We start from the raw sequence: 12,346 nt of genomic DNA, 5'->3' as shown, positions 1-12,346 counted from the left end.
AGGGGCGATAGGAAGCGAGAAGAAAAGACGCGAGGCCCGCCCCAGGCGGGCCTCGTTCCTTCTGAAGCCGTCAGCCCGGCTTCCGCCATTCCATGACGTAGCAGTACGGAGCGCGCCGATACCGCTCCTCCGTGGCCGGATCGGCGCCGGCCATCGGCTCCGGCTCGGCGAAGACGCTGAGGATCAGGCCCTGGGCGAGGAACGCCGCCATGTACCGGCCGAGCGGGCGGTGCCAGTTGTGGATGCGGATGCCGCGCCAGTCGGCCCAGTACATCCGCTCATCGAGATAGCGGTCGACCGGGAAGTGCAGCGGCCGGCCGGCATCGTCGCGGACCCAATGGGCGCGCTCGCCGGCAGCGGTGGTGAAGCCGGACAGGTTGGCGATCAGCAGCGTGCCGCCCGGGCGCAGCACCCGCGCCATCTCCGCTGCCGCGACGTCGAGGTCCGGGATGTCGATCAGGGTGAGGTAGCTGACCACCAGGTCGAAGGCGCCGGAGCCGAAGGGCAGTTGCTCGGCCCGGCCGTCGCGATAGTCCCCCTCGGGGTCCAGCTCACGCGCCCGCTGCAGCAGCGCCGCCGTCGGATCGATCCCGACCGGCCGGATCGCGTGGCCGCGCAGGATGCGGCAGAACCGGCCCTCGCCGCAGCCGACATCGAGCGCCGTGGCGAAGCCGCGCCCGGCGACCCGAGCGACCATCACCGGGTCGAGCACGAAGCGCCGCGTGAAGTCGCCATGCTCGCCCATATCGGCGATCCAGGCCTCCGCCGAATCGTCCCAGCCGTTGCTCATGCCGAAATCCCCTCTCCTCGCACGCCGCGACTTACCGCCGGGCGGGATCGGACTTTATGTCCGGCCGGAACCGCACAGTTCCACCGTCGGGCACCCTGCCCCGTTGCGCGAATGCTGGCGAGCCCGACTGTCTCGGGCGGAAACAGGAAGCCGAGGGAGCGGCCCGAACTGGATACACCATATTCGAAAGACAACGGCGCGTTCGCTGACCAGACTGAACACGTTCCCGCGGTTCGCCAAGCTACTCCGGCAATCCGGCGTCCCGCAGCGCGCCGCCGAGAGCGTCCGCGAGCGCTGACGCACAATTCACGCCGGCAAACTGGCGGCTGTAGCGAAAGGCCGGCTGAAGCTCGAGCACACGCGCGGCGGCCGCCCTCGCCTCGTCCACCCGGCCGAGTCTGGCCAGCGCAGCGGCCAATTGCACATAAGTGATGCGGTGTGCCGGATTGGCTTGAACGGACCTGTAGGCCGCTCGGCACGCTTCTTCGTAACGCCCGCGTAGCAAATGGCTCATGGCCTGCGCGTCAAACGCGGCCCAGGTCCATGAATCGAATGGGCTCAGCCGCAGACCCTGCTCGCTCCATTCGATCGCGCGCTCCGCTTCGCCGCCCCATCCGAGAATGACGCTGCCGAGAATGTAGGTCAGCGCCGATGACGGGCTGATGGCGAGGGCGGCCTCCAATGCCGTGAATGCAGCGGCGCGATCGTGCGCATCCATGCCGATGGAAAATCCCGCCCAGGTCAGGGCGAGCGCATCGTCCTGTCCATGGATGATGGCCGATCGGGCGTGGCGGATCGAAGCGGCACGGTTGACCTCCTGCAGTCCGGCGCGAAGGAACAGGCAATGGTGACACATCGCGGCGTTGCCATGCGCCAGCGCGTAAGCAGGCTCGAGGGCGATCGCACGCTCGAGCAGCGCCAGCGCTCTCGTCACTTGCACCGGCATCCCTGAATCGACGTCAGGCTGGGCTTGCAGCACGAGATCGTAGGCATCGAGACTGTCGGGGCGCTTCCGCCTGACACGTTCGATTTCCGCCTTCCGCACGCTCGGCGCGATCGCGCCCACCGCTGACAGCGCGATCTCGTCCTGGAGCGCGAATATGCTCTCGGAGCTGCGGTCATAGCGCTCGGCCCACACATGCGCGCCGGTAGATGCGTCGATCAACTGCCCGGTCACACGCACGCAGCCGCCGGCCTTGCGCACGCTGCCTTCGAGGACATAGCGCACGCCAAGCTCGCGGCCGACCTGCTTCACGTCCACGGCGCGGCCCTTATAGGCGAAGGTCGAGTTCCGCGCGATGACGAACAGCCACTTGATGCGTGCAAGGCCGTTGATGATGTCGTCGACCATCCCGTCGGCGAAATACTCCTGCTGCGGGTCGCCGCTCAGGTTCGAGAACGGCAGCACCGCGACCGAGGGCTTCTCAGGCAAGATCGGTGCCGACACGGCGCGGGCGGCGGCCGAACCATCGGGAACAGTCGTGGCAACAGCCGGTCCGACATAGCGATAGCCGCGGCGCGGCAGTGTTTCGATCCAGCTCTCGGCATCCGCCGCGTCGGCCAGTACCCGGCGCAAGGCGGCGATCTGTACCGTCAGATTGTTATCGGCAACCGCCAATCCGCCCCAGCCGGCCTCGACCAGGGCGTCCTTGGACACGAGGACGCCCGCGTTCTGGAGCAGCAGGCGCAGCAGCGCGACGGCGCGTTGCCCGAGCATGGTCGGCTCGGCCCCGTGGTAGAGTATGCGTCCCGCCGGATCGAGGCGGAACGGGCCGAACTGGTAGAGCTCGCCCCCGACAGTCATTCGGGCATTTTAGCAAATTTTTGGGAACGGTTTCACGACTTCCCGGCGCTGACGGCCGATGCTGCACGGGTGCTTGCGGGAGCAGACACCTGATGATGGATGGAGGGATCACATGAGCGCCGATGCCGTCATTCGCATGCCCCAGGAGAAGATGGGGGTCATGCTGCGCGGTCACCCTATGGTCTTCCTCGTCACCGACGAACATACCAAGCACACGAGCATGTTCGACTGGACGATCCCGGCGGGGTTCGCCACCGGGCGCCACGTTCACCGGGTGCAGGAGGAGACGTTCTACGTCCTCGAGGGTGAATGCGAGTGGCATGTCGGCGACAGGACGATCCGCGCCACGCCGGGAACCTATCTGTTCATCCCGCCGGGGGTGCCACACAACATCACGAATGTCAGCGAGACACCGGCCCGCGTGCTGATGACCGTCTCTCCGCCCGGCCACGAGCACTATTTCGAAGAGCTCGCGAAACTCGCAGCGCAAGGCGCGCCGGATCCTGCGGCGCTCGCCGATCTCAGAAACCGCTACGACACCGATCAGCTCTCAACTTTGACAACGCGCTCGTAAGCACCCGCCCAGCGTCTGCGAGAACGATGCCGCACCTGTCACCGCTCCGGGGCGGCACCGGCCCGCGCGCAGGTCACCGATGGTCTGCCGCGGCAGCCCAGTCTCACATGCGCGCGATGATCTCCACCTCCGGCGGGCGGGTGCTGCTCGGAGAGACCACGACCTGGTCGCCGATGCGCCGGAAGGTCAGGGTGACCTGCCGCTCGCCGACCGGCAACGCCTCGACCGTCAGGGTCTCGATGCCGATCGGCAGGCGCGGGCGGTCGATGCGGATGCGGTTGCGGGCGCCGTCGATCTTGAGGCCGAGACAGGCCTGCAGCATCATGAACACCGAGCCGGAGGCCCAGGCCTGCGGCAGGCAGGCGACCGGATAGGCGATCGGCCCCTCGCCGCGCACCCGCGGGAAGCCGCAGAACAGCTCCGGCAGTCGCATGTCGAAATGCACCGCCGTCTCGAACAGCTCGCTGAGCAGCCGGACCACGCCGGCGCGCTCGCCGTAGCGGGCCAGGCCGGCGGCGCTGAGCGCCCCGTCATGCGGCCAGACCGAGCCGTTGTGGTAGGACATCGGGTTGAAATTGGCCTCGCCGCGGGCCAGGGTGCGGATGCCCCAGCCCGAGTTGAACGGCGTGTCGAGCAGCTGCCGCGCGACGCTCGCCGCACGGTCCGGCGACGGCAGGCCGCAATACAGCAGGTGGCCGGCATTGGAGGCGCGGATCCGACAGGGCTGGCCGTGACCATCCAGCGCCAGGGCGTAGAAGCCCTTATCCTCCATCCAGAACCGGCTTTCGACCGCGACGCGCAGCGCCTCGGCCCGCACCCGCCACCGCGTCGCCTCGTCGTCCAGCCCGCGCTGGGCAGCCAGATCGCCCATGGTGCGCAGGGCGGCGAAGGCGTAGCCCTGCACCTCGACCAGCGCGATCGGCCCGTCCGGGAACCGGCCGTCGGCGTGGAAGACGGAATCGTGGCTGTCCTTCCAGCCCTGGTTCGACAGCCCCTTCTCCGAACTGCGGGCGTAATCGAGGAAGCCGCCGCTGTTGCCGTCAGCCACCCGCTCGACCCAGCCGATGGCGCGCAGCAGCGCCGGCCACAGCTCGTCGATCAGCGCCATGTCGCCGGTGCGGCTGGCATAGGCGCCGGCCAGCATGACGAACAGCGGCGTGGTGTCGACCCCGCCATAGTATTCGGCGAAGGGCAGCTCGCCGAGCGCGACCATCTCGCCCCGGCGCGCCTCGTGCATGATCTTGCCGGGCTGGGCGTCCTTGAAGGCGGACGCCTCGAGCGCCTGGCGCGACGCCAGGAACCGCAGCACGCCCCGGGCCAGCGCCGGGCTAAGCCACAGCGTCTGCAGCGCGGTGATGATCGCGTCGCGGCCGAAGGTGGTCGAGAACCAGGGGATGCCGGCATAAGGGTAAGGCCCGGTCGGCAGCTCGGTCACCAGCAGCGACAGGTCGGCCCGCGACTTGTCGATCCAGTCGTTGAACAGCCGGCCGGAGGTGCGCAGGACCGTGCCGTAGCGCGACAGCGCCCGCATCCGCCGCCTGGCCTGGGCGCAGGCGTGGCGGAACCGAGCCCGGCCGGGAGCCTCGGCCGCTTCTTCCGCCCCGACCTCGACAAACAGGTCGAAGGCACCGTGGCCCGGCAGGCGGAACAGGAACTCCGCCGTCTCGCCGTCGAGGCGCTGCGGCGCCTCCGAGAAGCGGATCACCGCCTGGCGCCCGACCTTGTCCAGCCCCTGGTAGCGCAGCACCGCAGTGTCGCCGCGCTGCTCCGGCGCGGCCAGCCGGCCACGCCGCAGCCGGGTGGCGCCGCGCACCTCGAACATGTCGTGGAAATCCGCGCCGAAGCGGATCGCGAGCGGGACCCGCACCTCGGCCTGGCCGAAATTCTCCACCCGGATCTGCTCGTACAGCCGGTCGTTCCACAGCAGCATCGAGCGCTGCAGATGGATCGCCCCGTTCGGCAGCCCCTCGTCGCCCAGCGGCGACGGGGTCCGGTTGGTCGAGTGGGTGGTGAAGATGGCGTTGTCCTGGCTCAGCCCGGCGCCGAGCAGCGACGGCAGCTCGCCGCCGAGCAGGACGATGAAGCGGGACAGGATCCGGGTGTCGTTGTGGAACAGCCCGTCATCGTCGCCGGCGATGTTGCCGAGGGCGTCGGCGACCAGGAAGGTGTCGCCATGCTTCAGCGAATACATCCGCAGCGGCACGCGCCGGGCCGAGAGGTCGGGCGGCGGGGCCTGGTCCGGAACTGGCTCCTCCGGAATCAGCTCGGGCCGGCTCACTCGGCGGCCAGCAGGGCTGGGGTCAGGCCGCTTTTGCCGACCAGGCGACCGTACAGCTCGAGATAGCGCTCGGCCATCACCCGGCTGGAGAAGCGCCGCTCGAAGCTCCGGCGGATCTCGCCGCGATCCAGCTCAGGCAGCCGCTCGACCGCCTCCACCGCCTCATCCATCGACCGGACGATGAAGCCGCTCACGCCATCATCGATCACCTCCGGCACCGAGCCGCAGTTCCAGGCGATCGCCGGCGTGCCGCAGGCCATGGCTTCGATCATCACCAGGCCGAAGGGTTCGGGCCAGTCGATCGGGAACAGCAGCCCGGCGGCGTTGCCGAGGAACTCCGCCTTGGCGTCGTCGCCGATCTCGCCGATGAACTCGACCAGCGGGTCGGACAGCAGCGGCTCGATCGCCTCCTTGAAGTAGATCCGGTCGGCATCGTCGACCTTGGCCGCGATCCGAAGGTGGCGGCCCGAGCGGCGGGCGATCTCGATCGCCCGGTCCGGCCGCTTCTCCGGCGAGATCCGGCCGAGGAAGGCGAGATAGTCGCCCCGCGGCGCGGGCGGCGGATGGAACAGGTCCTCCGCCAGGCCGTGATGCACCGTCGCCACCCAATTGGCGTCGGCCAGCGGCAGGCGCTGGGAGTCCGAGATCGAGACCAGCGGATAGTCCGGCCAGCGCCGGTACACCTCCGGCAGGTCCTTCAGGTCCAGCCTGCCGTGCAGGGTGGTCACGGTGCGCGAGGCGATCTTCTCGAACAGCGGGAAATGGATCAGGTCGACATGGAAATGGATGATGTCGAACTCGTCGGCCCGCCGCCGCAACTCGTGCAGCATCGACAGATGCGCGGCGTAGTCGGATTTCAGCGGGCTGGGGTCCAGCCGGAACGCCTGGTCGCGCACCGGCACCAGCCGGGCCATGGTTTGCGCATCGGCGCTGGAGAACAGCGTGACGTCATGGCCGAGATCGACCAGCGCGTCGGAGAGATGGGCGACGATCCGTTCGGTGCCCCCGTAGAGCTTGGGCGGCACGGCTTCATAGAGGGGAGCGATCTGGGCGATCTTCATCGTCGAACCTGTCCAAAATGCGCGTAGCCGATAGTGGCCGCAGAGCCCGCCTGCGGCCACGCCACCAGAAGAAGGCTATGAGTGCGGGCCGGCGCCGATCCCGGTCGAAGGCATGGCGCGCCGGAGCGCCGAGGCCGGCACCGATGGGCGCGCGACGCGATCGGGCGGATAGGCCTCCCGCAGCGCCTCGGAGACGAAGGTGTTGGCGAAATCGGCGGAGGCATCCGGGTGAACCCGGCGAAACACATCGAGCGCCTTCTCGCACGCGGTCCACTCGTCCGCCCCCGCCTCGCGGCTGGAGCGATAGGCAGCGACCACTCTTGCGCTGATGGATGATGCAGAACCGCTCATGCTGGTCCTTTCTCTTCCAGGGGCGGCCCCGTCACCGGGGCATGCTGATCGCGAGCGTCGCCGGGCGCCTTGACCGTGAGGGTCCGGGGCCTGCCGTCCCGCTCGCATGGATGAGGTCGACGCGCTTTCCAACCGGCGTGGGGCCGATCTTGTTCCGGCGTTCCGGCGAATTTCTCACCGGCGCCCCGTCGATGGCGGCGACGGGATCGTTCGCCTGCAGCCCGGCCCGCGCCCGGAACCGTCCTGAGCGGATGGTACGAACCATCGATGCCTCCGAAGCGATATCCATAGAATCGAAGGGAACCGACCGCCGATCGGCGGGGAGGTCCGCTGCCTCCCCGCCACCGGCTTGGCCTCAGTAGTCCATGCCCGCGCCGGGCGCCGGGGTCTCGGCCGCCTTCTTCGGCAGCTCGGCCACCATCGCCTCGGTGGTGATCAGGAGGCCGGCGACCGACGCCGCGTCCTGCAGGGCGGTGCGCACCACCTTGGCCGGGTCGATGATGCCCTTGGCGTACATGTCGCCGTATTCGCCGGCCTGGGCGTCGAAGCCGAAGGCATGCTCTCCGGACTCCAGCACCTTGCCGACGATCAGCGACCCGTCCTCGCCGGCGTTGAGCGCGATCTGCCGCGCCGGGGCCTGCAGCGCGCGGCGGACGATGTCGATGCCGGTGCGCTGGTCGTCATTGTCCCAGGTCAGGGTTTCCAGCGCCTTGGCCGCGCGCAGCAGGGCGACGCCGCCGCCGGGCAGGATGCCCTCCTCCACCGCGGCCTTGGTGGCGTGCATCGCGTCGTCGACGCGGTCCTTTCGCTCCTTCACCTCGACCTCGGTGGCGCCGCCGACGCGGATCACCGCGACGCCGCCCGCCAGCTTGGCCAGACGCTCCTGCAGCTTCTCGCGGTCGTAGTCGGAGGTGGTCTCCTCGATCTGCGCCCGGATCTGGGTGCAGCGGGCGTCGATCTGCTCCTTGGCGCCGGCGCCGTCGATGACCGTGGTGTTCTCCTTCTCGATCACCACCCGCTTGGCCCGGCCCAGCATGTCGAGCGTGACGTTCTCGAGCTTGATGCCGAGATCCTCGGAGATCGTGGTGCCGCCCGTGAGGACCGCGATGTCCTCGAGCATCGCCTTGCGGCGATCGCCGAAGCCCGGGGCCTTGACCGCCGCGACCTTCAGGCCGCCGCGCAGCTTGTTGACCACCAGCGTCGCCAGCGCCTCGCCCTCGACATCCTCGGCGATGACCAGCAGCGGCCGTCCGCTCTGCACCACGGATTCGAGCAGCGGCACCAGCGCCTGCAGCGACGCCAGCTTCTTCTCGTGGATCAGGATATAGGGGTCCTCGAGCTCGACCCGCATCTTCTCCGGATTGGTGACGAAGTAGGGCGAGACGTAGCCGCGGTCGAACTGCATGCCCTCGACCACTTCGAGCTCGGTGTCGAGGCTCTTCGCCTCCTCGACCGTGATCACGCCCTCATTGCCGACCTTCTCCATCGCCTCGGCCAGGAACCGGCCGATCTCGGCGTCGCCATTGGCCGAGATGGTGCCGACCTGGGCGATCTCGTCGTTGCGGGTGATCTTCCGCGCATTGCTCCTGAGCTCGGCGACCACCGCCTCGACGGCCTTGTCGATGCCGCGCTTCAGGTCCATCGGGTTCAGCCCGGCGGCGACGGCCTTGGCGCCCTCCTTGACGATCGCCGAGGCCAGGATGGTGGCGGTGGTGGTGCCGTCACCGGCCAGGTCGTTGGTCTTCGACGCGACCTCGCGCACCATCTGCGCGCCCATGTTCTCGAACTTGTCGGACAGCTCGATCTCCTTGGCGACGGTGACGCCATCCTTGGTGATCCGCGGCGCGCCGAACGACTTGTCGATCACGACGTTGCGGCCCTTGGGGCCGAGCGTGACCTTGACCGCGTCGGCCAGGATCTCGACGCCGCGCAGCATCCGCTCCCGCGCGTCGCCGGCGAATTTCACATCCTTGGCAGCCATGCTCATTCCTCCTCAACCAAACACGACCACGCGGCGCATCAGGCGGCCTGGCGCAGGGCGGCACCTTCCAGCACGCCCATGATGTCGTTTTCCTTCATGATCAGGATCTCCTCCCCGTCGATCTTGACCTCGGTGCCCGACCACTTGCCGAACAGCACGCGGTCGCCGACCTTCACATCGAGCGGCACGAGCTCGCCGCGCTCATCCCGCGCGCCGGGGCCGACGGCGATCACCTCGCCCTCCTGCGGCTTCTCCTTGGCGATGTCGGGGATGATGATGCCGCCCCGGGTCTTCTCCTCCTGGTCGAGGCGCCGGACGGCCACGCGATCGTGCAGCGGACGGAATGTCATTGCGGACTCCTGTCTTGCCAATGGCGTCATGTGATCACGGGCGGCGCCGTTGAAATGCAGGGGTCGCCGGCCCGACGGATGCCGACATAGGAAGGCCGAAAAACGGCTTCAAGAACCTTCCTGAAAAATTTTGGCACTCTCGACCAGAGAGTGCCAAGCCCCTGGATTCGTGCATAAAATCGACCGACTCGGCACGACGGCCGCGGCGGCGTAGGATGGCGGGGTCCGTATCGGAGAATAAATCCGCGGCGCTGTCGGATCGCGGCGCCGCGCTTCGTCCTTGGGTCAGCACCGGCATTTGCCGGTCCGGAATCACAGGAGAGGAACGCCGCCATGCAGAACCAGTCCGCTTCCCAGGCGATCAAGCCGTACCTGTTCTTCGACGGGCGTTGCGACGAGGCGCTCGAATTCTACACCCGCACCCTCGGCGCTAAGGTCGAGCAGCTGTTCCGCTTCAAGGACGCGCCGCCGCAAGGCGACGCACCGCCGCAGGAAGGCTGCGGCCCGATGACCGCCGACATGGCCGAGAAGGTGATGCATGCCTGCGTCACCATCCGCGGCACGACGCTGTTCGTCTCCGACGGCATGTGCCAGGGCAAGTCGGAGTTCAAAGGCGTCTCCCTGGCACTCGAGATGCCGACCGACGCCGAGGCGGAGACGGTGTTCGCTGCCCTGGGCGATGGCGGCCAGGTGCAGATGCCGATGGCCCCGACCTTCTTCGCCTCGCGCTTCGGCATGGTGGCCGACCGCTTCGGCGTGTCCTGGATGGTTACCTCGCCGCCCCCCGCGGCGGCCTGACAGGATGGCTTGGGGGCGGCGCGACAGCGCCCTCCCCTTCCTTCGCGATTCCACCGACGCGGGCGGCAGGGTTGCCGTCATCGAACATTGACGCCTCATCCGAGCCGGTCTAGTCCGGGCGGCCGCGGCTCCGGTTGCCCTTGTGCGGCGCCGGGCCATGTCTTTCCGAACCAGAACGCTTGGAGTGTCTCATGAGCCAGGAATCGGATGGCGATCCCGGCCTGCTGCTGTTCACCTCCCTCTGCATCGGCCTGCGCGATTGGGCGCAGACCGGCTCGGGCCCGGGCCCACGGCAGCGGCTCAACTGGAAGCACGCCACGGAGCTGCTGCGGCGCGGCGAGGATGCGATGGCCGAGGCGGAGATGCGCCGCGCCGACCCGCTGACCGCCGCCGAGGAGGAGGAGGTCCGCCGCTTCGACCTCCGCGCCTTCGACAAGGCGCTGGTCGCGGCCAACGACGTGCGCGGCTGGATCGAGTAGCGGCTTTCCGGCTGCGCAAGCGGCCGCCTGCCCGCTAGACTGCCCGGCAAACGGCAGGCGGATCGGGAGGCGCGCCATGGTCGGCGGACCAAGCTATCTCAGCGGCATCTCCGACGCGCCGCTGCTGGGCGAGACCATCGGCCGGGCGCTGGACCGCGCCGCCGCGCGCTGGCCCGACCGGCCGGCGCTGATCGACCGGGCCCAGGGCATCCGCTGGAGCTGGCGTGACCTCGCCGAGCGGGCCGATTCCTTCGCCGCCGGGCTGCTGGCGCTGGGCCTGCAGCCCGGCGACCGCATCGGCATCTGGTCGCTCAACCGGGCGGAATGGGCGCTCACGCAATTCGCTGCCGCCAAGGCCGGGCTGATCCTGGTCACGGTCAACCCGGCCTACCGGCTGCATGAGCTGGAATACGCCCTGAACCTGGTCGGCTGCGCCGCGCTGGTCACCGCCACCGCCTTCAAGACCAGCGACTATCTCGGCATGCTGACCACCCTGGCGCCAGAGCTGGCGACGGCCGAGCCGGGCCAGCTGCAGGCCGCCAAGCTGCCGGCATTGCGCGCCGTGATCCAGATCGGCGGTTCCGCCCTCGGCACCATCCCCTTCGACAGCGTTGCCGGCCTCGGTGGCGCTTCGGAAAGCGACCGGCTGGCGCAGCTGGCCGGCACGCTGCAATTCGACGACCCGGCCAACATCCAGTTCACCAGCGGCACCACCGGCTCGCCCAAGGGCGTGACCCTCAGCCACCACAACATCCTGAACAACGGCTATTTCGTCGGCCGCGGCCTGACGCTGGGCGAGCAGGACCGGATCTGCATCCCGGTGCCGCTGTACCATTGCTTCGGCATGGTCATGGGCAACCTCGCTGCCGTCACCCACGGCGCGGCCATGGTCTATCCCGGCGAGGGCTTCGACCCCCTGGCGACCCTGGCCACGGTGGCGGAGGAGCGCTGCACCGCGCTTTACGGCGTGCCGACCATGTTCATCGCCATGCTCGACCACCCGCGCTTCGGCGAGCTCGACCTCGGCAGCCTGCGCACCGGCATCATGGCCGGTTCCCCCTGCCCGATCGAGGTGATGAAGCGGGTGGTCGGCCAGATGAACATCCGCGAGATCACCATCTGCTACGGCATGACCGAGACCAGCCCGGTCAGCTTCCAGAGCGCGGTCGACGACACGCTGGAGCGACGGGTGTCGACCGTCGGCCGGGTCCATCCCCATCTCGAAGTCAAGATCGTCGACCCGGAGGGCCGGATCCTGCCGCGCGGCGAGCGCGGCGAGCTGTGCACCCGCGGCTATTCGGTGATGCGCGGCTACTGGGACCAGCCGGACAAGACGGCGGAGGTGGTGGATGCCGCCGGCTGGATGCATTCCGGCGACCTGGCGGTGCTCGACGCCGAGGGCTTCTGCAACATCGTCGGCCGGATCAAGGACCTGGTGATCCGCGGCGGCGAGAACGTCTATCCGCGCGAGGTCGAGGAGTTCCTGTACCGCCACCCGAAGATCCAGGACGTGCAGGTGTTCGGCGTGCCCGACCCGAAATACGGCGAGGAGCTGTGCGCCTGGGTCCGCATCCGCGAGGGCGAGACCCTTACGACCGAGGAGGTGCGCGGCTTCTGCGACGGCCAGATCGCCCATCAGAAGATCCCGCGCTACATCCGCTTCGTCGACGCCTTCCCGATGACCGTGACCGGCAAGATCCAGAAGTTCCGCATGCGAGAGGCGATGGAGGAGGAGCTGGGGATCAAGGCGGCGGAGACGGCGTGAGGCCGCTCGCAAATCCAGGCACCGCCTCGTTTATCCTCCCCCTCCCCTTGCGGGCTAGCGTGCGCACACATCTTTTTGTTGCAGCAGGCGAGGCGTTGTGCTGGCTGGAGGTGGG

Annotated in this window: 12 protein-coding genes; 4 read left to right on the top strand and 8 right to left on the bottom strand. The window is 68.7% G+C overall.

The window, feature by feature from the left end:
- Positions 1-70: 70 nt before the first annotated feature.
- Both QFZ27_RS22925 and QFZ27_RS22920 read right to left on the bottom strand, forming a co-directional pair.
- On the bottom strand, positions 71-790 hold the full coding sequence (locus QFZ27_RS22925; RefSeq protein WP_429228774.1) for a class I SAM-dependent methyltransferase: 720 nt from the start codon (positions 788-790) through the stop codon (positions 71-73).
- Positions 791-1,031: 241 nt separating this feature from the next.
- Complete coding sequence (locus QFZ27_RS22920; protein WP_429228773.1) at positions 1,032-2,594, bottom strand: winged helix-turn-helix domain-containing protein; 1,563 nt, start codon at positions 2,592-2,594, stop codon at positions 1,032-1,034.
- A gap of 112 nt (positions 2,595-2,706) precedes the next feature.
- Between QFZ27_RS22920 and QFZ27_RS22915 the strand changes: the two genes are divergently transcribed.
- The gene (locus QFZ27_RS22915; protein WP_429228772.1) at positions 2,707-3,168 is read left to right on the top strand and encodes a cupin domain-containing protein; all 462 of its coding nucleotides are present in this window, start codon (positions 2,707-2,709) and stop codon (positions 3,166-3,168) included.
- A 103-nt stretch (positions 3,169-3,271) separates the two neighbouring features.
- Here QFZ27_RS22915 and QFZ27_RS22910 read toward each other — a convergent pair whose 3' ends face one another.
- The 6 genes from QFZ27_RS22910 to QFZ27_RS22885 form a co-directional block, all read right to left on the bottom strand.
- Positions 3,272-5,446, bottom strand: a complete 2,175-nt coding sequence (locus QFZ27_RS22910; protein ID WP_429228771.1) for an amylo-alpha-1,6-glucosidase — start codon at positions 5,444-5,446, stop codon at positions 3,272-3,274.
- On the bottom strand, positions 5,443-6,507 hold the full coding sequence (locus tag QFZ27_RS22905; protein ID WP_429228770.1) for a glycosyltransferase family 4 protein: 1,065 nt from the start codon (positions 6,505-6,507) through the stop codon (positions 5,443-5,445). Before QFZ27_RS22905 ends, QFZ27_RS22910 begins: the two co-directional genes overlap by 4 nt.
- 75 nt (positions 6,508-6,582) lie before the next feature.
- Positions 6,583-6,858 carry a hypothetical protein gene (locus tag QFZ27_RS22900; protein ID WP_429228768.1) on the bottom strand — a complete coding sequence of 92 codons (276 nt, stop codon included), beginning with the start codon at positions 6,856-6,858 and terminating at the stop codon, positions 6,583-6,585.
- 31 nt (positions 6,859-6,889) lie between these two features.
- On the bottom strand, positions 6,890-7,123 hold the full coding sequence (locus QFZ27_RS22895; protein WP_429228767.1) for a hypothetical protein: 234 nt from the start codon (positions 7,121-7,123) through the stop codon (positions 6,890-6,892).
- Positions 7,124-7,213: 90 nt separating this feature from the next.
- Positions 7,214-8,839 (bottom strand): chaperonin GroEL, encoded by a 1,626-nt coding sequence (groL, locus tag QFZ27_RS22890; protein WP_429228766.1) that lies wholly within the window; start codon positions 8,837-8,839, stop codon positions 7,214-7,216.
- Between the two features lie 38 nt (positions 8,840-8,877).
- Positions 8,878-9,189 (bottom strand): co-chaperone GroES, encoded by a 312-nt coding sequence (locus QFZ27_RS22885; RefSeq protein ID WP_429228765.1) that lies wholly within the window; start codon positions 9,187-9,189, stop codon positions 8,878-8,880.
- A 333-nt stretch (positions 9,190-9,522) separates the two neighbouring features.
- On the opposite strand from QFZ27_RS22885, the gene QFZ27_RS22880 reads away from it, so the two are divergent.
- The 3 genes from QFZ27_RS22880 (at position 9,523) to QFZ27_RS22870 (ending at position 12,231) form a co-directional block, all read left to right on the top strand.
- Positions 9,523-9,987 carry a VOC family protein gene (locus QFZ27_RS22880; protein WP_429228764.1) on the top strand — a complete coding sequence of 155 codons (465 nt, stop codon included), beginning with the start codon at positions 9,523-9,525 and terminating at the stop codon, positions 9,985-9,987.
- 191 nt (positions 9,988-10,178) lie between these two features.
- Positions 10,179-10,466 carry a hypothetical protein gene (locus tag QFZ27_RS22875; RefSeq protein WP_429228763.1) on the top strand — a complete coding sequence of 96 codons (288 nt, stop codon included), beginning with the start codon at positions 10,179-10,181 and terminating at the stop codon, positions 10,464-10,466.
- Positions 10,467-10,542: 76 nt separating this feature from the next.
- The gene (locus tag QFZ27_RS22870; RefSeq protein ID WP_429228762.1) at positions 10,543-12,231 is read left to right on the top strand and encodes an AMP-binding protein; all 1,689 of its coding nucleotides are present in this window, start codon (positions 10,543-10,545) and stop codon (positions 12,229-12,231) included.
- Positions 12,232-12,346 lie beyond the last annotated feature (115 nt).

The organism is Inquilinus ginsengisoli, assembly GCF_050434925.1.
Taxonomy (GTDB): Bacteria; Pseudomonadota; Alphaproteobacteria; order DSM-16000; family Inquilinaceae; genus Inquilinus; species Inquilinus ginsengisoli_B.
This window is presented reverse-complemented; position numbering and strand designations above follow the sequence as displayed.

What these genes read in the sequence shown, in the direction of transcription:
- QFZ27_RS22925 (WP_429228774.1), bottom strand. Translation starts at nt 790, where the DNA reads ATGAGCAACGGCTGGGACGATTCGGCGGAGGCCTGGATCGCCGATATG.
- QFZ27_RS22920 (WP_429228773.1), bottom strand. Translation starts at nt 2,594, where the DNA reads ATGACTGTCGGGGGCGAGCTCTACCAGTTCGGCCCGTTCCGCCTCGAT.
- QFZ27_RS22915 (WP_429228772.1), top strand. Translation starts at nt 2,707, where the DNA reads ATGAGCGCCGATGCCGTCATTCGCATGCCCCAGGAGAAGATGGGGGTC.
- QFZ27_RS22905 (WP_429228770.1), bottom strand. Translation starts at nt 6,507, where the DNA reads ATGAAGATCGCCCAGATCGCTCCCCTCTATGAAGCCGTGCCGCCCAAG.
- QFZ27_RS22900 (WP_429228768.1), bottom strand. Translation starts at nt 6,858, where the DNA reads ATGAGCGGTTCTGCATCATCCATCAGCGCAAGAGTGGTCGCTGCCTAT.
- QFZ27_RS22895 (WP_429228767.1), bottom strand. Translation starts at nt 7,123, where the DNA reads ATGGTTCGTACCATCCGCTCAGGACGGTTCCGGGCGCGGGCCGGGCTG.
- groL (WP_429228766.1), bottom strand. Translation starts at nt 8,839, where the DNA reads ATGGCTGCCAAGGATGTGAAATTCGCCGGCGACGCGCGGGAGCGGATG.
- QFZ27_RS22885 (WP_429228765.1), bottom strand. Translation starts at nt 9,189, where the DNA reads ATGACATTCCGTCCGCTGCACGATCGCGTGGCCGTCCGGCGCCTCGAC.
- QFZ27_RS22880 (WP_429228764.1), top strand. Translation starts at nt 9,523, where the DNA reads ATGCAGAACCAGTCCGCTTCCCAGGCGATCAAGCCGTACCTGTTCTTC.
- QFZ27_RS22875 (WP_429228763.1), top strand. Translation starts at nt 10,179, where the DNA reads ATGAGCCAGGAATCGGATGGCGATCCCGGCCTGCTGCTGTTCACCTCC.
- QFZ27_RS22870 (WP_429228762.1), top strand. Translation starts at nt 10,543, where the DNA reads ATGGTCGGCGGACCAAGCTATCTCAGCGGCATCTCCGACGCGCCGCTG.